Here is a 19,352-nt window from a genome sequence, read left to right as displayed (position 1 = left end):
ACCCGCTGCCACAAAATCGACGCACACCCCTTCCCCTTGAGCCCCACGAGTGCCTATGTTCACCAGTGGCCCCATCCGTAGGGGCCTATTTCGCCGGTCCACAACCCCCGACGGGCCGGTTCCCTCAATCCGGAGGTACCACGTGCGGAAAGTCGCAGTGGGTCTACTCGGGCTCTCGCTGACCGCGACAGGGCTTACCGTCGGCGCTTCCGCCGCCGCGGCGCCTGCCACGGCCCCGGCCGCCCAGTCGATCGCGGAGCCCGCCCACGCCGAACACGACCTGCCGAACCCGCTGGAGGACAAGCGTCGCGCCCTGCGTGAGCAGGGTCTGAGCGAGGTTCTCTCGGGGCGGGCCGAGGCGGAGCGGATCAACGGCAGCACGGTGGTCAAGGTCGGCGAGCGGGCCACCAAGGGTGGCAAGGCCGGCCGCAACGCCAAGACCACCAAGGGCGGCAAGGGCCCGACCGAGAAGCAGTACGTCGAACTGTCGCGGGAGAAGACCGACCGGATCTTCGTGATCCTCGCCGAGTTCGGCAACGAGCGGCACCCGGACTACCCCGACCAGGACACCGACCCCGACACCCCCGGCCCGACGCGGTTCGACGGGCCGATGCACAACGAGATCCCGCAGCCGGACCGCCGGGTGGACAACTCCACCGTCTGGCAGCCGGACTACGACGCCGACCACTTCCGGAAGCTCTACTTCGGCACCGGTCCCGGCGACGAGTCGGTGAAGCAGTACTACGAGGCCCAGTCCTCCGGGCGCTACAGCGTGGACGGTGTGGTCACCGACTGGGTGAAGGTCAACTTCAACCAGGCCCGGTACGGACGGTCCAGCGGCTACCCGTGCGACGGGATCGTCTGCAACAACGTCTGGGCGCTGGTGCGCGACGCCGCCAACCAGTGGGTCGCCGACCAGAAGGCGGCCGGGCGGACCGACGAGGAGATCGCCGCCGACGTGCGGGCGATGGACCAGTGGGACCGGTACGACCACGACGGTGACGGCGACTTCAACGAGCCGGACGGCTACATCGACCACTTCCAGATCGTGCACGCCGGTGGCGACATGGCCGACGGTGACCCGATCTACGGCGAGGACGCGATCTGGAGCCACCGCTGGTACGCGTACGCCTCCGACCAGGGGCGCACCGGCCCGCCGAACTTTCCGGCCGGCGGCACCCAGATCGGCGACACCGGGATCTGGATCGGCGACTACACGATCCAGCCGGAGAACGGCGGTCGCAGCGTCTTCTACCACGAGTACGCGCACGACCTGGGCCTGCCGGACGACTACAACGTCATCAGCGGTGGCGACAACAACAACGAGCACTGGACCCTGATGGCCCAGAGCCGCCTCGGCGCCAAGAACGACGGTGGCATCGGCGAGCGCGGCGGTGACCTCGGTGCGTGGAACAAGCTCCAGCTCGGCTGGCTCGACTACGAGGTGATCGTGGCCGGGCAGAAGCGCACGCTGGTGCTCGGCCCGCAGGAATACAACACCAAGGAGGCCCAGGCCGCCGTGGTGGTGCTGCCCGAACGGGAGTACACGTTCGAGAACGGCGCGCCGTTCGAGGGCGACAAGCAGTTCTTCTCCGGCAACGCCGACGACCTGAACAGCACCCTGACCAGGACGTTCGACCTGAGTGGGGCGTCGTCGGCAAGCGTCTCGCTGAAGGGCCGCTACAGCATCGAGGCGGACTACGACTACCTGTTCTTCGAGACCTCGACCGACGGTGGTCAGACCTGGACGCCGCAGCCCGGCACCGCCGACGGTCGGCCGTTCAAGGAGATCTCCCCCGGCCGGTACGCGCTGGACGGCAGCACCGACGACGAGTGGGTCGACGTTCAGGTCCCGCTGGACTCGGTGGCCGGCAACACCGTCGGGTTCCGGCTGCGCTACCAGACGGACGGCGCGGTCGCCGAGGGTGGGTTCTTCGGCGACGCGATCACCCTGACCGCCGACGGGCAGACGGTCTTCGTCGACGGTGCCGAGGACGGTGCCACCGGCTGGACGCTGGCCGGCGGGTTCGAGGTGGTCGAGGAGACGTACACCCGGAGCTTCCCGAACTACTACATCGCCGGGACCCGGCAGTACATCTCGTACGACAAGTACCTCAAGACCGGCCCGTACTTCTTCGGGTACGCCAACACCAAGCCGGACTTCGTGGACCACTACGCGTACCAGGAGGGTCTGCTGATCTCGTACTGGAACACCCGGTGGTCGGACAACGACACGTTCGCGCACCCGGGCGAGGGCCGGAACCTGATCATCGACTCCCGGCCCCGGCCGATCTACAACCTGACCGGTCAGCCCTGGCGGGCCCGGATCCAGGTCTACGACGCGCCGTTCAGCCTCAAGAAGGCCGACTCGTTCACGCTGCACCTCAACAGCCAGCCCCAGTACATCCGGGGCCAGGCGGCGCAGCCGCTGTTCGACGACACCAAGCAGTACTGGTTCCCGGAGCTGCCCAACCACGGCGTCAAGCTCCCGGCCACCGGCACCAAGATCCGGGTGCTGGAGCAGGACGGCATCTACACCAAGGTCCGGTTCTCCTGAGCCACCGACCTGACGCGACGACGCCCCGGGCAGGCCATCTGCCCGGGGCGTCGCCCCTGCCGGGCCAGTGCCCCGGTCGGCCCGGCCGGGGCACCGGCGGCGGGGTCATAGGCTGTCGGTCATGACCGAGCAGCGTGGCGACGCCGTCGACGAATCCTGCGTCCTCACCGAGGGGCCGTGGACGCACCGGTTCGTCGGCGCCAACGGCAGCCGGTTCCACGTCGTGGAGGCGGGCACCGGTCCGATGGTGCTCTTCCTGCACGGCTTTCCCGAGCACTGGTGGGCCTGGCAGCAGATGCTGCCGGCGGTCGCCGACGCCGGTTTCCGCGCCGTCGCCGTCGACCTGCGCGGCTACGGCGCCAGCGACAAACCACCCCGGGGGTACGACGGCTACACCCTCGCCGCCGACGTGGCCGGGCTGATCCGCGCACTGGGTGAACGGTCGGCGACCGTGGTCGGCGCCGGTGCCGGCGGGATGATCGGTTGGACGGTGGCCTCGTTCCACCCCAACCTGGTCCGTCGGCTGGTGGTGCTCGGCGCACCGCACCCGCTGCGGCTGCGCGCCGGGATCTTCGCCGATCCGCGTGGCCAGTTCGCCGCCTCCACGCCCGCGCTGCGGTTCCAGATTCCGCGCTACGAGCACGTCCTCACCCGGGACGACGCCCGGGCGGTGGAGGAGATCCTGCGCCGCTGGGGTGGCCCCCGGTGGGTGAACGGCCCGGAGTTCGCCGGGTACGCCCATCGCTACCGGGAGGCGATGCGCATCCCGCAGGCCGCGTTCTGCGCCCTGGAGGGTTACCGCTGGGCGTTCCGGTCGGTGCTGCGGCTGCACGGGTACCGGTTCGTCAAGCTCATGCAGCGCCCCCTGGTCACGCCCACCCTGCAACTGCACGGCGCGCTCGACGTGGCCTCGTTGCCGCGCACCGCGCAGGGGTCGGGCCGCTACGTCAGCGCGGCGTACGAGTGGCGGCTGCTGGACGACGTGGGGCACTTCCCGCACCTGGAGACACCGGAGCTGGTGCTGGGCGAGGTGCTGCGCTGGACGAAGTCCTGACCGGTGCTCAGATCCGCTGTTCGCGGACGTCGGTGACCTCGCCGACCGGCGCCCAGCCCTGGTAGACCCCGAAGTCGAAGGCTTCCAACCGCATCGCCTGGGCGACCGGCCACCGGCCACCGGTGTACTCGACCCGCAGCCATCCGTCGTGCACGGCCAGCACGATGAACGGCTGTCCCTGCCAGGTGCAGGTCGTCCGGACGTACGCCAGCTCCTCGACCTCGGCAGCCGGGACGACGCGGACGTGGCGGCCGACGCGGACCTCCTCGAAGCCGTCGGCGGCCTCCGGCCGGTAGAGCCGGATGTCGCTGCCGTCCGGGCTGGCCTGGTACTCCCGGCCCCGCCAGCGGGCCACGTAGCCGTCGCGCATCACCGCTCACCCACCTGCCGCCAGGCGAGCGTGTCGGTGTCGAGCACGGCGACCAGCCGTTCGGTGCCGTCCGCGCCGATCCGCAACAGTTGGGTGCCGTGCGGCAGCCGGACACTGTCCACCTTGAACTCGGCCACCACGTCGGAACTCTCGCCGGGGGCGAACCCGTTACCCCGGAACGGCGGACGCTCGATCACCCAGCCCTCCATCGCCCGCATGGCGGCCTCACTCTGCCCGCCGTACGGGATCCGGTAGAGGCTCGGCCGGTACGCCGGCCACCTGAGCACGTAGATCTGCTCGGCGTCGGCCGCGAAGGGCGACTCGGGATGGTTGAGGCCGAGCGCCTCGTACAGTTTCGCCGGGGTGTCGAGATGGGCCAGCTCACCGGCCCGGTGCACGAAGCCGGAGACCCGGTCGTAGCCGCGTTCCAGGTAGTAGCCGAGCTGGCTGGGGGCGATCGCCTTCTGCATCACGATCGGCCGCACCGGGTCGACGACCGGTGCGGCCTCCCGTGGGCTGCGTGACGACATCGACGGCTCGGTCGCCGACTCGGTCTCCCGCTCCGGCTCGTCACCGAGCCCCAGCTCGGCGGCCCAGGTGGCCAGCCCGACGATCTGCTCACCGGGCAGCTTGGCCCCGACCGGCGTACCGGGATTGACCGCGAACGACCATGACGTGTCCGGCCAGCAGCGGATCAGTTGCACGAAGCGGACCTGGAGCGTCTCGGCGGCGGCCGGATCGGTGTGATCGGCCAGCCGCTGCGGCGAGGTGTACGCCACCACGAAGGTCTGGCCGTCCAGTTGCACGGTGGGCCAGACGAAGCCGGGTTCGCCCGGTCGGGTGCCCGCGACGGAGTCGGCCGCCACCGGCATGAGGACCCGGGCCAGCAGCAGCGTGGACAGGAACGTGTCGGTGCTGCCGGCCTCCGCCGCCTCCAGCAGGTTCACCTCGACGTCGTTGGCCGGCGTGAAGTCGGCACCGGCGGCCGGTGGCGCGGCAGCGGATGCCGTGTCCGGTACGGCGGCCGGGATGGTCTGCACCGTCGGCTCGGCCCCGTCGCCAGACACGTCCGCCCCGGCTTGCGGGGACGTGGGCGACACCGGCGGCGTGATCACCTCGGTGGCGATCGCCGACTCCGGCGTCGTCCCCCGGAGCAGGACGGTCTGCTGCTCGGGCCCGACCAACGGGACGTCAGCAGTCGGCTCGGCCCCGACCGACGGCACCTCGGCCGTCGCCTCGGACCCGATTGGCGGAACCTCAGCGGTCGGCTCGGCCTGGACCGACGGCACGTCGGCGGTCGGCTCGGATGCCATCGTGGGGATCCATCCGGTCGGATCCGCCACCGTGGGCACCCACGCCGTCGTCTCGGGCTCCACCGTCGGCACCCACGCCGTCGTCTCCGGCTCGGTCGACGGGACCGGCGCGGTCGGCTCGGCCTCGACCGTGGGCACCCACGTGGTCGGCTCGGCCTCCACCAACGGAACCTGCGCGGTCGGCTCCGCCGTCGGCATCGGAACCCGCACCGTCGGCTCCGCCCCCGCAGACGGCACCTCGACGGTGGGCTCGGCCCCGACTGTCGGCACCCACGCCGTCGTCTCGGGTTCCACCGTCGGCACCCACGCCGTCGTCTCCGGCTCGGTCGACGGAACCCGGGCGGTGGGTTCGTCGGACGGCACCCGAACGGTCGGCTCGGCCTCGACCGTGGGCACCCACGTGGTCGGCTCGGCCTCCACCAACGGAACCTGCGCGGTCGGCTCCGCCGTCGGCGTCGGGACCCGTACCGTCGGCTCGGCCTCGACCGGCGGAACGCGCAGTGTCGGCTCGGCGCTCGGGGCGGTGGCGGGCTCGTACGGCCGGGGCGGGACGTCGTCGATCGAGCTGAGGTCGCGGGCCTCGATGATGGTGCCCTCGATCACGATCGGGGTGAAGCCACGGCGGGGCGCGGGCGGGCCGGAGACCGGTTCCGCAGCCGACAGCTCCTCCGTGGGCTCGGCGGGGGCACGCGGGGGCAGGGCCTCGGTGGGGTCACCGCTGTCGGCGTGACCACCCGGTGCCGTCCAGCCGTTCGGCGGGGGCACCCGCAGTGGGCGGGTCGGCTCCTGCGGCGCACCACCGGGCGACGGCACCTGTTGGGTCGGCTCGCCACCGGGCTCGGGGCGGACGCCCGACTCGGCACCGCCGAAGTCGAAGGCGCGGGTCTGCCCCTCGGCGGACGGATCACCGGCCGTGCCGCGTCGGGGGAACGGCTGCGCACCACGGGCCGCCAGCCGGGACGGCGGGGTCGCCCGGTCGGTCAGCCGGTCGGCGCGCTGGCTGGTACGGGAGTTCGCCGGCTCGAAGAAGGACTTGCGGGGCGCCTGGCCGGTGTCGGCGGTACGGCCGTTGGTCGGCGGGCCGGCTCGGCCCGGGGTGCCCGGCCAGCCGGGACCGGCCACCGTCGGCTCCTCGCCTTGCGCCGGCACCGGTCGACCCGGTGGCGGACCGACCGGTTCTTCCACCCGTCCACCACCGACCGCGCTCAGTCGACTGCCGAGGGTTTCCTGACCGGCGGCGCGGTCCGGGGCGGGGGCGCTCCGCCCGAGGTCGGATCGACCCGGCGGGGCTCCACCGGGCCGCTGGTGCGGACCGGCCACCGTGCCGGGCGCCGCCACCGGCGACTCGGGCAACTGGAAGGCCGCCGGGGCCACCGGTTGCGGCGAGGGCGGGGCCGGGCGTACCGGGCCGATTCCGGACGACCGTGGGGTGACCGCCGGGGCGGGCGGAGTGTTCTGGGCGCGGGCGTCGCGCGAGCGGTTCAGCGCCTCCACCCGTTCCAACCGGGCCCGTGCACCGACCGTGCGCCCGGGCAGCCGGACGTCGCCCCGGGACAACTGGGAGACGTACCAGGCGGGCAGGTAGCCCTCGATCGGCAGGCCGGGATTGACGGCCAGCCACCACTCGTGGTTGGGCCAGCCGGCGGCCAGCTCGGCGTACCCGGAGCGTCGGCTGGGCCCGGCGTGGTCACCGAGGCAGGACCGCATCGCCTCGGCGGAGGTGAACGCCAACACGTGGGTGCGGCCACCGGTCGTCCAGGTGCCCCAACCCGCCGGCACCTGGCCCGGGACGGGCTGGGCGGAGATCGGCAACAGCAGCTCGACCCGGGACAGGATGCGGAAGTACGACTGCTGGTCGTTGCCGCGCAGCGCGTCCCGCATCGCCGCCTCGGCCTCGGTGGCCGGCGCCCAGTCGGTCACGGCCACCCCTCCTCCCGGGCACAGCCATAGGTATCGCTTACAACCTACAAGGTGTCCACAAGATCACAATGCCAGGCCGCCGCCGGTCCGCCCGGTTCGCCGGGTGGCGCTAACATCCCGTTCCGGTGTCGACACGATACGGAGGCGGCCGATGTCCCGGCACGTCCCGCGCCCGCTCCTGGCCGGCGTGGCCGCCGCCCTGCTGGCCGGGCCAGTGACATCGACGCCCGCCGTGGCGACGCGGCCCGTACCGGCCGAACTCCCGGCGGCTGCGGTCGCGCCGGGCTGCGCCGCGCCGCCGGCACCGGCCCGTCCGGTCGCCGCGGCACCCTGGCCGCAGGACCGGTACGCCCCGGCACGGCTGTCCGCGCTGGCCGACGGGTCCGGGGTGACCGTCGCGGTGGTCGACTCGGGCGTGGACCGCCGTCATCCGCAGCTCGCCGGTCGGGTGCTCGACGGTCTCGACCTGCTCGACCCCGGCGGCGACGGCACCCGGGACTGCGTCGGGCACGGCACCGGCGTGGCAAGCGTCATCGCCGCCGCACCGCATGACGGCGTCGCCTTCCACGGTCTGGCGCCGAACGCCAAGATCCTGCCGGTCCGGGTCAGCGAACAGCAGGTCGTGGACGGTCAGGGTGCGGGACGCACGGTCGCTGCGGAGGAGTTCGCCACGGCGATCCGCTGGGCGGTCGACAACGGTGCCGACGTGATCAACCTGTCCGTGGTGCTCTACGCCGACCGGCCGCCGGTCCGTGCCGCGGTCGCCTACGCGGCGGCCCGGGACGTGGTCGTGGTGGCCGCCGCCGGCAACCTGCACGGCGAGGGCGATCCGCGCCCCTACCCCGCCGCCTACGAGCCGGTGATCGGGGTCGGCGCGATCGGTGCCGACGGGACACGGGCCGGGTTCTCCCAGACCGGCCCCTACGTCGACCTGGTGGCCCCCGGCACCGACGTGCTGATCGCCGCGCCCGGACGCGGCCACCAGCGGGCCGAGGGGACCAGTTACGCCGCGCCCTTCGTGGCCGCGACCGCCGCGCTGGTGCGCCAGTACCGCCCCGACCTGAGTGCGACGGAGGTGACCCGCCGGATCCTCGCGACCGCCGACCCGGCTCCCGGCGAGGGGTACGGCGTGGGGGTGCTCAATCCGTACCGGGCGGTCACCGAGGAGGTCGGCACGACGCCGCGCGCGCGACCGGCGGGCGGGCTGGACGTGGAGCGGCCGGACCCGGCACGTGCGGCACAGGAGTCCCGGCGGTCTGCGGTGCGGGAGCGGGCGGCCCTGTTCACCGCCGCCGGGCTGCTGGCGGTGACCGTCGTCGTGCTGGCCGCTGTCCTCGTGCCGCAGGGTGTCCGGCGACGGTGGCGTCCGGCCGAGCCGCGCTGAGCGGGGAGGTCGTTCAGCGATCGCCGGTCGCGGCGGGGCCGACCGACGACCGCACCCGGCGGTCGACCCCACCTCCGGTCACTGGAACAGGCCGGCGTTGCGCTTCTCGGTGTCGAGATAGTCGGTCGCGGACTCGTCCACCGCCACCTTGATGTCGCGCAGCATCATCTGGAGGTCCTGTGAGGCGTTGCGCCACCGGGCCTGCCGCTGCTCGTACGCCTGCTGCGCCTCGCCGGACCAGCTCGACACCAGCGGAGCGGCATCCTGCTCCAGTTGGCCGAGCTGCGATTCGAGCGTGTTCAGGGCCCGCTGGATGTCCGCGCTTGCCTGTTGCAGCGCGGCGAAGTTGACGACCAGCACACCGTTCTCCATCCGAAGTCTTCCCCCTGGGTCGTGGCCCGAGGCCCGTCGCACAGGGACTGGCCGGCCGGCGTGGTGCCGGATCGCCGCCCGGGCTCCGCCCCGGCTCGACCGTCGCCCTGATGAACGGGCCTCAGAGCGGCAGCTGGATGCCGCCGCGGTTGGTGGCGGACACCCGGCCGGCCGCCTCGGTGTCCGATGCGTCGTACTTCGCACCTGCGGTGCGGATCGCGCCTGCGGTCTCCCGGAGGGCCCGCTGCAGGTTCGCCTGATCCTGCGCCCACTGCTGCTTCACCTGCTCGAACGACCGGCCGCCCGCCCCGCGCCAGGCCTGCTGGAGAATCGCCAGCTGGGCCAGCAGTCCACTGAGCATCGACTGCAACGACTGGTCCGTCTGCTCGAACTTCGCCGCGGTCTGTTGCATCACCGCGGCCTCTGCCTGGGTCTGGGAGGACACCCCGACGTCACCTCGTCTCTCGATCGTGGCTGGCCCATGGACGACACCACCCGCGCCACCGGAGGGCGAGCGCGACGCGGGACGGACCAACGAGAACTCGTCGCTGAGAGTAGCGACACCATCGCATTTCTGCTACCCCGCCATGCTCCCCTGTGGACAACGCGGCAGCCGGGCGGGCTACTACGATGGGCCTCGATGACGTCGCGGGGTGTGATCGACCGACGGGCCGCAGCGCCGGACACCGGCGCCCTCGCCCACCGCGCCGCCGATGCCCACCCCTTGACCGGCGACGGGCGGGACCGACCACAGTGGAGACCGAGCGCGTACCCGCCGAGCGTGGGCCAGATCGTCACCACGCAGGTGGCCGTGGCGATGCTCGTCGCCGCATCGGGTCTGGGCGCGCTGCCGACGGCGACCGCCGCCCTGCCGGCCGGAGCGCTGCTGGCCGGTGCCTGGGTCCGGGTACGTCGACGGTGGTTGCACGAGTGGCTGCGGCTGGGGTCCGGGTATCTGATCCGCCGTCGCCGGGTCCACCAAGCGACGACACTGCTCGACCTGGTCGACCCGGACGCCGTCGTCCGCCCCGTCGAGCTGGCCGGATCCCCGGCCGCCGCCGTCGACGACCCGGGTGGCCTGGTGGCCCTGTTGGACGTCGGCGACGCCACCGACCTGCTCGGTGCGGGCGTCCGCGCGCTGCCCCCGCCCGCCGCGCTGCTGCCGACCCGCACGGCCGACCTGCCACCGGTACGCGTGCAGTTCCTGCTCACCATCACGGCGGCACCGGCGGTCGCGGCCGGTGGCGGGCCGGTGTCCACCTCGTATCGGCAGCTCACCGACGGGCGACTGGCCGGCGGGGAACGCGTGGTGCTGGCCGTCCGGGTGGTGCGCGTGGCGGGCTGGCCCGAGGAGGCGTTGCAACGGGCGCTCGCCGGCACCGTACGCCGGATGGTGCGGCGGCTGCGGCCACTGACCGTTCGTCCGCTCGGCCCGCAGGCGACCCTGCGCATACTCGCCGACCTCGCGCACCACGACGGACGCCCGTTGCGGGAGACCTGGCAGGGTGTCCGGTGCGGTGGACTGGTGCAGTGCACCTTCACGCTCCGACGCTGGTCGACCGAGCCGTTGCGCCGGTTGGTGCCCCGACTCTCCGCACTGCCGGTGACCGCCACCACGGTGTCGCTGCTGGCCGACACCGAGACTCCGGGCCGGAGCGAGCTGACGGTCCGCCTGAGCGCGGCGACGCCCGCCGAGCTGTCCACCGCCGGCCGCGCGCTGGAGCAGATCGTGCGGGCCGCCGGTGGGGTGCTCGTCCGCAACGACGGCACCCACCTGTGCGGCTTCGCCGGCACGCTTCCGCTGGCGCTGCCGCTCCGGTCGGGTGCGGTGCGACCGCTGAGCCGTCGCCGGGGCCCCTCGACACCGTCCGCCGCGGACGACGGGGAGCCGACCCTGTCGTACGGTTCGGCCGGGTTGATGCTCGGCACCAACCGGCACGGTGGACCCGTCACGGTCCGGTTGTTCCGGCCGGAGAGCACCCGGGTGATGCTCGTCGGCGGGGTGCCCACCGCCCAGTTGGTGGCCGTGCGGGCGATGGCGCTCGGCGCCCGGGTGGTGGTCCAGACCACCCGGCCACACGCCTGGGAGCCCTTCGTGCGCGGCGTCGGCGTACCCGGTCGGGTGATCCCGCTGGTGCCACCGGACGGTCCGACGGAGGGTCCGCCCGCGACCCCGCTGTCCCCGGTGCTCGTGGTGCGGGACGCGCCGCCACCGCCACCGGGCCCGCGTCCGGGCGCGCCCTGGCAGACCATCATGCTGGTCCGCGACGAGCTGACCTCGGCCGACGCGGACGCGCTGGCCCGCGCCGACCTGGCGGTGCTGTCGCCGCTGAGTCGGGCCGGTTCGGCGGTCGCGGGTGGCGCGTTGGGCCTCGGCGACGCCGCGCAGTGGTTGGCGCGCGCTCGGCCCGACATGGTGGCGGTGGTCAACCGGCGAGCCCTGCGTTGGGCGCTGTTGACCGTCACGCCGATCGAAGCGCAGCTCATCGGGGCAGCCGTCCGACATGGGCGAAGTTGATCACGTGGGTTTCGCCGGTACGCCGGCCGTGACACCATGCCCGCCATGGATTTTCTGAAAGGTCTACTGATCCGGGTCGGCGCCACGGCGGTGGCCTTCTGGCTGGCCACTGTGGTCATCCCCGGCATCTCCCTGAGCACCGACTCGTTCGGTGAGACGGTGTTGACGCTGGTCCTCGTCGCGGTCATCTTCGGCGTGGTGAACGGGGTGCTCCAGCCGATCATCAAGACCGTCGGGTGCGGCTTCTACCTGCTCACCCTCGGTCTGATCGCACTTGTGGTCAACGGTCTGCTGTTCCTGCTCACCGGCTGGATCGCCGACCAGGTGGGGCTGCCCTTCGACGTGGACGGCTTCTGGCCCGCCGCGGTGCTGGGTGCCCTCTTCGTCGGCATCGTCACCTGGATCCTCGGCGCCATCCTCGACCGCGACTGACCCGGGGGCGACTCGACCTCGTCGACCGCCCCGACCGACCGTCCGCCGGGCGGTCACCCTCGACACCGACGGTGACCGCCCAACCCACGGCGGGTAAGTGGGCCGCACCGAACTGCCGGGCCGACTAGGGTCCCGAGGGTGTTCACCCGGACCCGCCACGACGGCTACACGATCAGCACCTCGCCCGACCTGCTCGACCTGGACCTGGTGCACACCTGGCTCTCCACCGACGCGTACTGGGCGCTCGGGCGGGACCGCGCGACGGTGGGTGCGGCGTTCGCCGGTTCGCTCGGGTTCGGCGTGTACCGCCCGACGGACCGCCGACAGGTCGCCGTCGCGCGGGTGATCACGGATCGGGCCACCTTCGCCTACCTCTGCGACGTCTACGTGGACCGGGCCGAACGCGGCCACGGGTTGGGCACCTGGTTGGCCGGTGCCGTCCGCGACCATCTCGCCGAGATCGGCGTACGCCGGATCCTGCTCGCCACCAACGACGCGCACGGGGTGTACGCGAAGCTCGGCTTCACCGTCGTACGCGCCGACCGGTGGATGGAGTTCGACCGGCGTGAGTCGACGGTGACGCCGCTCACCAGCAAGGATCCACAGGGCGATCCGCCCCTTACGGTGAACACGTGACACCGCTCCGCCTCGGATACCTCTACGGCCTGGTCGCGTACCTGCTGTGGGGGTTCTTCCCGCTGTACTTCAAGCTGCTACGCCCGACCGGTCCGCTGGAGATCCTGGCCCACCGGGTCATCTGGTCGGTGGTGTTCGTCGCCCTACTGCTCGCCGTGATGCGCAACATCGGGTTCCTGCGGGCCCTGCTGCGTCGGCCGCGCGCCCTGGCCGGGGTCGGTGCCGCCGCCACCCTGATCGCGGTGAACTGGTTCACCTACATCTACGGCGTGAACTCCGACCGGGTGGTGGAGACCGCCCTCGGTTACTTCATCAACCCGCTGGTGGTGGTCCTGCTCGGTGTGCTGGTGCTGCGGGAGCGGCTGCGCCCGGCGCAGTGGGCCGCGCTCGGGGTCGGTGCGCTGGCGGTGGCGGTGCTCACCGTCGACTACGGCCGGCTGCCGTACCTCGCCCTGACGCTGGCCTTCACGTTCGGCGGATACAGCCTGGTGAAGAAGCGGCTGGGGCTGCCCCCGGCGGAGGGCCTCTTCGTCGAGTCCGCCGTGCTGGCCGTGCCGGCGCTGGTGTTCCTCGGCTGGCTCGCGACCACCGGCGACGCCACCTTCGGCCGGGTCTCGGTCGGGCACGCGCTGCTGCTGGTGCTGGCCGGCGCGTTGACCGCCATCCCGCTGCTCCTCTTCGCGGGTGCCGCGAACCGGCTGCCGCTGACCGCGCTGGGCATGCTCCAGTACGTGGCGCCGATCCTCCAACTGGCCTGCGGTGTGCTGATCTTCCACGAGCCGATGCCACCCGCGCGCCTGGTCGGCTTCGGGCTGGTCTGGCTCGCGCTGATCGTCTTCACCGCCGACGCGGTCCGGCACGCCCGACGCACCCGCCGTTCCCGCCAGGAGAGCGAGATCGGGGCGGCGGCGGCCGTGCCCGCCCCACGCTGACCGGTCCACTCCCACGCCGACCGGTCCGCGGCACGCCGACCGGCGGTTCAGCGGACGTCGTAGGCCAGCACGGGGGTGCCGTCGGCGCGGATGAGTTCCAGCCGGACCAGTTCGGCGTTGGTGAACCGGGTCGCGCCGGTGATCCGCAGATCGTCGCCGGGCGCGGCACGCCACGAGCCGATCTGCTCCTCCGCACCGTCCGGCCCGTACGCCACCAGCCGGAAGGCGTGCGCCTTGCCGTATCCGGTGTGCTCGTCGTACCCGCAGTGCATGGTGACCTCGGTGCCCCAGTCGGTGTGCCGCAGGCCGATCTCGGCGTGCACCGGCACCGTGCCGCTCACCGGCTCCATCGCGACCAGGCGCACCTGTGCCAGCGGCGGCGAGCCCGGTTGCTCGGTCGGCAGCATCGTCGCCACACCGAAGCCGACCAGCAGGGCGAAGGCCGCCGCCGCGAGACCGGTCACCGCGTACCGAAGCCGGTTGGCCTGCCGCTCCCGGCGCCGACGGTCCCGCGCGGCGTTGAGCAGCTCGGGCACCCGGGGGTTCTCCGGCGGCGGGAGGAACTGCTCCAGGCTCGACGGGTCCAGCCGACCGAGCAGGCCGGGCAGCACGGCGATCTCCGAGACCGACTGCTGGCAGTCGTGGCAGCCGACGAGGTGACGTTCGTACGCGGCCCGGTCGGCGGGTGAGAGGGCGCCCAGGACGTACGCGCCGTCGTCGAAGGCGTGGTCGCAACGGCTCATCCGGTCACCCCCATCTCCGCCAGCACCAACCGTAGTGAGCGCAGCGCGTAGTGGGTACGGGACTTCACGGTGCCCGGCGGCACGCCGAGCCGGGAGGCCGCCTCGGACACCGAACGGCCCTGGTAGAAGCACTCGACGAGGACGTCCCGGTGGGACGGGCTGAGCCGGTTCAGCGCCTCCGCCACGGTCCACGCCTCGACGGCGCGTTCCGTCTCGTCGACGACCTCGCTGGGCTCGGGCAGTTCGTCGGTGTAGACCTCGCCGACCCGGGTCGACCGGCGCCGCCAGGCGTCGATGGCGAGGTTGCGCGCGGTGGTGAACAGCCAGGCGCGGACCGAACCGCGCCGGGGGTCGAGCGACTCCGGATGCCGCCAGGCCCGCAGCAGCGTCTCCTGCACCAGGTCCTCGGCGCGCTGCCGGTCGCCGTTGACCAGCCGCAACGCGTGCGCGTACAGCGCCTCGGCATGCTCGTCGTGCAGGGCGCGCAGCAGGTGGGCGTCGTGGTCGCTGATGGTCCTCTCCTCGCTCTCGACCGAGCGGGCGCGGCGTTACGACCAGGGATACGTGCGGTCACGCCGAACAGTTCACCGTGTGCGCGACCTGGGATTCCCGACGGGGAGTTCATCGCCGGTTCACATCGAGGCCGACCACCGCTCACCACGCCCTCCTAGCGTCCGGCGGGTACCCGTCGGTGAGCTGCACCGGCGCGTGACCCTCAGGAGGCTCCTCCCATGAGCGACCGTCCCCGGCTGCTCCCGCTGCTGGGCACTCCCCGCCACGGCAGCCGCGACGCCATGACCTGTCTCTACCGCTGCGGCAACGCCTGCGACCACCCGGTGCCCAACACCTCCGACAACACCTACCTCGGCGACCTGGTCGACGCCGAGGTCTCCCGCCGGGGCCTGGTCCGCGCCGGGGCGGTCGGTGCGCTGGTGCTCGGCTTCGGCGGTGGCGCCGGGGCACTGGCCGGCGGCGCTGCCGCCGCTGCGGCACCCGGCTCCCCGGTGGTGCCCGAGGCCACCACCTTCGCCCCGGGCGGCCGGGGCGTCGGCAGCGGAGCGCTGACCTTCTCGCCGATCCCGCCGAACACGCTGGACAGCTTCGTGGTGCCGAACGGCTACGACCACGCGGTGGTGATCCGCTGGGGTGACCCGGTGCTGCCCGGCGCGCCCGCCTTCGACCTGCGCCGGCAGACGGCCGCCGCGCAGGCCCGCCAGTTCGGCTACAACAACGACTTCGTCGGTGTGCTGCCGCTGGACAAGGGCGGACGGCGGGCCCTGCTCGTGGTCAACCACGAGTACACCAACGAGGACCTGATGTTCCCCGGCTTCACCAGCCTCGACGCGCTCACCGCCGAGCAGGTGAAGGTGTCGATGGCCGCGCACGGCATGTCGGTGGTGGAGATCGAGCGGGTCGCCGGCACCGGGCAGTGGCGCGCGGTCACCTCGGGCCGCCGCCCGTACAACCGGCGGGTCGACGCGTTGAGCAGCACCTTCGAGCTGACCGGCCCGGCCGCCGGGTCGGCCTTCGTGAAGACCGCCGCCGACCCCAGGGGACGTACGGTGGTCGGCACGTTGAACAACTGCGCCGGAGGGGTGACCCCGTGGGGCACCGTGCTCTCCGGTGAGGAGAACTTCAACCAGTACTTCGTCGGCGGTGACGCCGCCCCGGCGGCCGACAAGCCCCGACTGGCCCGGTACGGCATCAACACCACCACCCGCTACCCCAGCGGCAACCGCAAATGGGACCGCGCCGCCGACCGGTTCGACCTGGCCAAGCACCCGAACGAGGCGAACCGACACGGCTGGATCGTGGAGATCGACCCGTACGACCCGGCCAGCCGCCCCCGCAAGCACACCGCGCTGGGCCGATTCAAGCACGAGGGCGCGAACGTGATCGTGGCCCGCAGCGGACACGTGGTCGCGTACATGGGCGACGACGAGCGCTTCGACTACCTGTACAAGTTCGTCTCGGACCGCAAGTTCATCAGGGGCGACTCCTGGGTCGCCCGCAAGCACAACCTGACGCTGCTGGAGTCCGGCACGCTCTATGTCGCCCGGCTCGACCAGACCAGCGCCGACGAGATCGACGGGTCCGGCCGGCTGCCCTCGGACGGCGCCTTCGACGGCAGGGGCCGTTGGATCAAGCTGGTCAGCGGCAACCGTTCCTTCGTGGACGGGATGACCGCCGCCGAGGTGCTCACCTTCACCCGCTTCGCCGGTGACAAGGTCGGCGCCACCAAGATGGACCGCCCGGAGGACGTCGAGCCGAGCCTGCTCACCGGCAAGGTCTACGTGGCGTTGACCAACAACACCAACCGGGGTGTCGGCAGCAACCCCGGGCCGGACGAGGCCAACCCGCGCAGCAACAACAGGCACGGGCAGATCCTGGAGCTGGTCGAGCACCGGGGCGACAACACCGCCGAGACCTTCACCTGGTCGCTGCCGATCGTCTGCGGCGACCCGGCGGACCCGTCGACCTACTTCTCCGGGTACGACAAGACCAAGGTGTCGCCGATCTCCTGCCCGGACAACGTGGCCTTCGACGCCACCGGCAACCTCTGGATCTCCACCGACGGCAACGCCCTGGGCAGCAACGACGGCCTCTTCGCCACCCCGACCGACGGGCCGGAGCGGGGCCACCTCAAGCAGTTCCTCACCGTGCCGCGCGGTGCGGAGACCTGCGGGCCGTTCATCACCGGCGACAACCGCTCGCTCTTCGTCGCCGTCCAGCACCCGGGCGAGGTCACCGGCGCCTCCGTCGACAACCCGGCCTCCACCTGGCCGGACGGCGACTACGCCAAACCGGGCGTGGTGGTGACCTGGCGGCTGGACGGCGGACCGGTCGGTAGCTGACCCCGCCCCGGCTCCGTGCCGGCCGCTTCCCGACGGCCCTCTTCCCACCAGGAAGGGGGCCGTCTCGCGCCGGGTCAACCCTCGCGGGTCAGCCCTCGGCGGCTCGGTCGGCTCCGGTCAGTTCTCGGCGGCCAGGCAGTCGGCGATCGCGCGGGCGGTGGCGATCAGCTTCGTGCGGACCACCCGGGCGGAGGTCATCATCTCGCTGGCCGGCAGCGCGCAGGCCAGCACCGTCCGTCGTTCCATGTCCTTGTCGGGGGTGACCAGGACGGCCGCGCAGGCCACCCCCTGCCGGAACTGGCCCAGTTCGAGCTGCATCCCGCGCCGCTCGCCGGCCGCCAGGTCGGCCTCGAACGCCTCCGGCGTGGTCAGGGTGGCGCTGGTGAACGGCCGCATGCCGTACTCCCGCAGGTAGCGGTGCCGCTGTTCGGCGGTGAGCGTGGCGAGCAGCGCCTTGCCCAGCGCGGTCGCGTGCGCCCCCTCGTCGAACCCGGGAACGAGATCCTCCAGGTACGGCGAACGGTTCCCCTCCGCGACGGCGGTGATGGCGACCTGGCCACCCACGAAGCGGCCGAGATAGTGGCTCCACCCGGTCTCGATGGCCGCGCGACGCAGGTTCTCCCCCACGGCGGGCGAGCCCCGGAACGCGGCGACCAGCTCGCGGTAGCGGTCGGCCACCTCCAGCCCCACGATGTACGTGCCGTCCTCCCGGCGAATCACGTAACCCTCGTACGCCAGTGTGCGGACCAGGTGGTACGTCGTGGCCACGGTCAGCTCGCATCGCCGGGCGATCTGCTTCACCGTCAGCCCACGCGGGGCACGGCCGACCGACTCGAGCACTCGAAGTGCGCGGGAGACGCTTCGGATCAGATCCGAAGGTTCCGCCAGGGGGTCACGCACAACCACCTCCGCCACCGGGGACTTACACCATATGAAAAAGGAGCCCGCCGCGAAACGCCTGATCGGGTGGAGGATCACCGTTCGTCGGATACCCGATGTGACACTGACCGCACTTTCCGTTGCCAGAATGCGGCAGGCGTAGGTTGGCCCCACCATGACCCACACCGCCCCGTCCCGCGCCCCGGAGACCGCCACCCGCCCCGTCCGGGCCGCCACCACCGCCGTGGCCGTCACCATCGCCTGTGTCCTGCCGGTCTTCCTGGTCGGCGGCCTCGCCGTGCAGATGCGCGAGGAGTTGGGCTTCAACCCGGCCGGGCTGGGCATCGCCGTGGCCGTCTACTTCGGCGTCGGCGCACTCGCCTCGGTTCCCTCCGGCGCACTCGTGGAACGCTGGGGCGGTGGCGTGGTCGCCCGGGCCGGCATCCTGATCTCCGCCGGCTCACTGCTCGCCGTGGCGGTGCTGGCCCGCTCGTACCCGATGCTGCTCGTCCTGCTGGCCGTCGCCGGTACCGCGAACGCGCTGGGCCAACTCTCCAGCAACCTGCTGCTGGCCCGGCACGTACCCACCCGGCGACAGGGTCTGTCGTTCGGCGTCAAGCAGGCGGCCATCCCGGTCTCCACCCTGCTGGCCGGCGCGGCGGTCCCCACGCTCGCGCTCACCGTCGGCTGGCGCTGGGCGTTCGTGGCGGCCGCCGGTGCCGCGCTGGCCACCCTGCCGCTCGTACCGTCACACGGGCCGCAACCGGTCCAGCGGTCGGACCGGCCGGCCGGGAGTGCGACCGTCGGGCTGGTCGTGATCGGCGTGGCCGCGACGCTCGCGGCCGGCGCGGCGAACGCGCTGGGCACCTTCCTGGTGGACGCCTCCGTGGACCGGGGACACGGTCCCGCCCTCGCCGGACTCATGCTGACCCTCGGCAGCGCGGTCTGCGTCGCCGCGCGGATCGGCATCGGCTGGCTGGCCGACCGGCGGACCGGCGGACACGTCACCGTGATCGCCGGCCTGCTGGCGGTCGGCGCGCTGGGGCTGGGCCTGCTCGCGGTGGCCGGCTCCGGGGCACTGGTGGTCGGTGTCCTGCTCGGCTTCGGCCTGGGCTGGTCCTGGCCGGGACTGATGAACTTCGCCGTGGTCCGGCTGCACCCCCAGGCACCGGCCGCCGCCACCTCCATCACCCAGACCGGGGTGTACGCGGGCGGCTGCGTCGGCCCACTGGCCCTCGGGCCGCTCGCCGCCGCCGCCGGTTACCCGGCGATGTGGCTCACCGCAGCCGCCGCCATGCTCACCGCGGCCGTACTCATGCTCACCGCCACCCGGATGCTGTCCGCCCGGCCCGCGTCAGCCTGACCGCACGCCCGGAGGACAACAGGG

16 protein-coding genes are annotated in these 19,352 nt (G+C 72.6%); 9 read left to right on the top strand and 7 right to left on the bottom strand.

Features of this window, described 5'->3' with window-relative positions; translation table 11 throughout:
• Window positions 1-157: 157 nt before the first annotated feature.
• Both ACQVFL_RS01270 and ACQVFL_RS01265 read left to right on the top strand, forming a co-directional pair.
• Window positions 158-2,557 carry an immune inhibitor A domain-containing protein gene (locus tag ACQVFL_RS01270; protein WP_396692714.1) on the top strand — a complete coding sequence of 800 codons (2,400 nt, stop codon included), beginning with the start codon at window positions 158-160 and terminating at the stop codon, window positions 2,555-2,557.
• 121 nt (window positions 2,558-2,678) lie between these two features.
• On the top strand, window positions 2,679-3,611 hold the full coding sequence (locus ACQVFL_RS01265; RefSeq protein ID WP_396692117.1) for an alpha/beta fold hydrolase: 933 nt from the start codon (window positions 2,679-2,681) through the stop codon (window positions 3,609-3,611).
• A 7-nt stretch (window positions 3,612-3,618) separates the two neighbouring features.
• On the opposite strand, the gene ACQVFL_RS01260 is transcribed toward ACQVFL_RS01265, so the two are convergent.
• Both ACQVFL_RS01260 and ACQVFL_RS01255 read right to left on the bottom strand, forming a co-directional pair.
• On the bottom strand, window positions 3,619-3,984 hold the full coding sequence (locus ACQVFL_RS01260; RefSeq protein WP_431728388.1) for a hypothetical protein: 366 nt from the start codon (window positions 3,982-3,984) through the stop codon (window positions 3,619-3,621).
• Window positions 3,981-7,214 (bottom strand): SseB family protein, encoded by a 3,234-nt coding sequence (locus ACQVFL_RS01255; RefSeq protein ID WP_431728387.1) that lies wholly within the window; start codon window positions 7,212-7,214, stop codon window positions 3,981-3,983. Before ACQVFL_RS01255 ends, ACQVFL_RS01260 begins: the two co-directional genes overlap by 4 nt.
• Window positions 7,215-7,365: 151 nt before the next feature.
• Between ACQVFL_RS01255 and mycP the strand changes: the two genes are divergently transcribed.
• Entirely contained in the window at window positions 7,366-8,598 is a 1,233-nt protein-coding gene (gene mycP / locus ACQVFL_RS01250; protein WP_431728386.1) for a type VII secretion-associated serine protease mycosin, read from the top strand.
• Window positions 8,599-8,676: 78 nt separating this feature from the next.
• Here the strand turns inward: mycP and ACQVFL_RS01245 are convergent, their stop codons facing one another.
• Together ACQVFL_RS01245 and ACQVFL_RS01240 are read right to left on the bottom strand one after the other, a co-directional pair.
• Window positions 8,677-8,970, bottom strand: a complete 294-nt coding sequence (locus ACQVFL_RS01245) for a WXG100 family type VII secretion target (protein WP_396692113.1) — start codon at window positions 8,968-8,970, stop codon at window positions 8,677-8,679.
• Window positions 8,971-9,091: 121 nt separating this feature from the next.
• The gene (locus ACQVFL_RS01240) at window positions 9,092-9,415 is read right to left on the bottom strand and encodes a WXG100 family type VII secretion target (RefSeq protein ID WP_396692112.1); all 324 of its coding nucleotides are present in this window, start codon (window positions 9,413-9,415) and stop codon (window positions 9,092-9,094) included.
• A gap of 195 nt (window positions 9,416-9,610) precedes the next feature.
• On the opposite strand from ACQVFL_RS01240, the gene ACQVFL_RS01235 reads away from it, so the two are divergent.
• The 4 genes from ACQVFL_RS01235 (at window position 9,611) to rarD (ending at window position 13,488) form a co-directional block, all read left to right on the top strand.
• The gene (locus ACQVFL_RS01235) at window positions 9,611-11,488 is read left to right on the top strand and encodes a type VII secretion protein EccE (protein ID WP_431728385.1); all 1,878 of its coding nucleotides are present in this window, start codon (window positions 9,611-9,613) and stop codon (window positions 11,486-11,488) included.
• A gap of 45 nt (window positions 11,489-11,533) precedes the next feature.
• A complete protein-coding gene (locus ACQVFL_RS01230) occupies window positions 11,534-11,920 on the top strand; it encodes a phage holin family protein (RefSeq protein WP_396692110.1) in 387 nt (128 codons plus the stop codon).
• A gap of 138 nt (window positions 11,921-12,058) precedes the next feature.
• Complete coding sequence (locus ACQVFL_RS01225; protein ID WP_396692109.1) at window positions 12,059-12,556, top strand: GNAT family N-acetyltransferase; 498 nt, start codon at window positions 12,059-12,061, stop codon at window positions 12,554-12,556.
• Window positions 12,553-13,488 carry an EamA family transporter RarD gene (gene rarD, locus ACQVFL_RS01220; RefSeq protein WP_396692108.1) on the top strand — a complete coding sequence of 312 codons (936 nt, stop codon included), beginning with the start codon at window positions 12,553-12,555 and terminating at the stop codon, window positions 13,486-13,488. The genes ACQVFL_RS01225 and rarD overlap by 4 nt, the downstream gene beginning before the upstream one ends.
• Window positions 13,489-13,535: 47 nt before the next feature.
• Here the strand turns inward: rarD and ACQVFL_RS01215 are convergent, their stop codons facing one another.
• A complete protein-coding gene (locus tag ACQVFL_RS01215) occupies window positions 13,536-14,231 on the bottom strand; it encodes an anti-sigma factor family protein (RefSeq protein ID WP_396692107.1) in 696 nt (231 codons plus the stop codon).
• Window positions 14,228-14,722, bottom strand: coding sequence for a sigma-70 family RNA polymerase sigma factor (locus tag ACQVFL_RS01210; RefSeq protein ID WP_233527450.1), 495 nt, complete (start codon window positions 14,720-14,722; stop codon window positions 14,228-14,230). Before ACQVFL_RS01210 ends, ACQVFL_RS01215 begins: the two co-directional genes overlap by 4 nt.
• Before the next feature lie 240 nt (window positions 14,723-14,962).
• On the opposite strand from ACQVFL_RS01210, the gene ACQVFL_RS01205 reads away from it, so the two are divergent.
• Window positions 14,963-17,086, top strand: a complete 2,124-nt coding sequence (locus ACQVFL_RS01205) for a PhoX family protein (protein ID WP_431728384.1) — start codon at window positions 14,963-14,965, stop codon at window positions 17,084-17,086.
• 117 nt (window positions 17,087-17,203) lie between these two features.
• On the opposite strand, the gene ACQVFL_RS01200 is transcribed toward ACQVFL_RS01205, so the two are convergent.
• Window positions 17,204-17,986: an IclR family transcriptional regulator gene (locus ACQVFL_RS01200; protein ID WP_396692105.1), complete on the bottom strand. Its 783-nt coding sequence runs from the start codon at window positions 17,984-17,986 to the stop codon at window positions 17,204-17,206.
• Window positions 17,987-18,140: 154 nt separating this feature from the next.
• Here ACQVFL_RS01200 and ACQVFL_RS01195 point away from each other — a divergent pair, with 154 nt between their 5' ends.
• The gene (locus tag ACQVFL_RS01195) at window positions 18,141-19,328 is read left to right on the top strand and encodes an MFS transporter (RefSeq protein WP_431728383.1); all 1,188 of its coding nucleotides are present in this window, start codon (window positions 18,141-18,143) and stop codon (window positions 19,326-19,328) included.
• Window positions 19,329-19,352: the final 24 nt, after the last annotated feature.

It is taken from the genome of Verrucosispora sp. TAA-831, assembly GCF_050780145.1.
Lineage (GTDB): Bacteria > Actinomycetota > Actinomycetes > Mycobacteriales > Micromonosporaceae > Micromonospora.
This window is presented reverse-complemented; position numbering and strand designations above follow the sequence as displayed.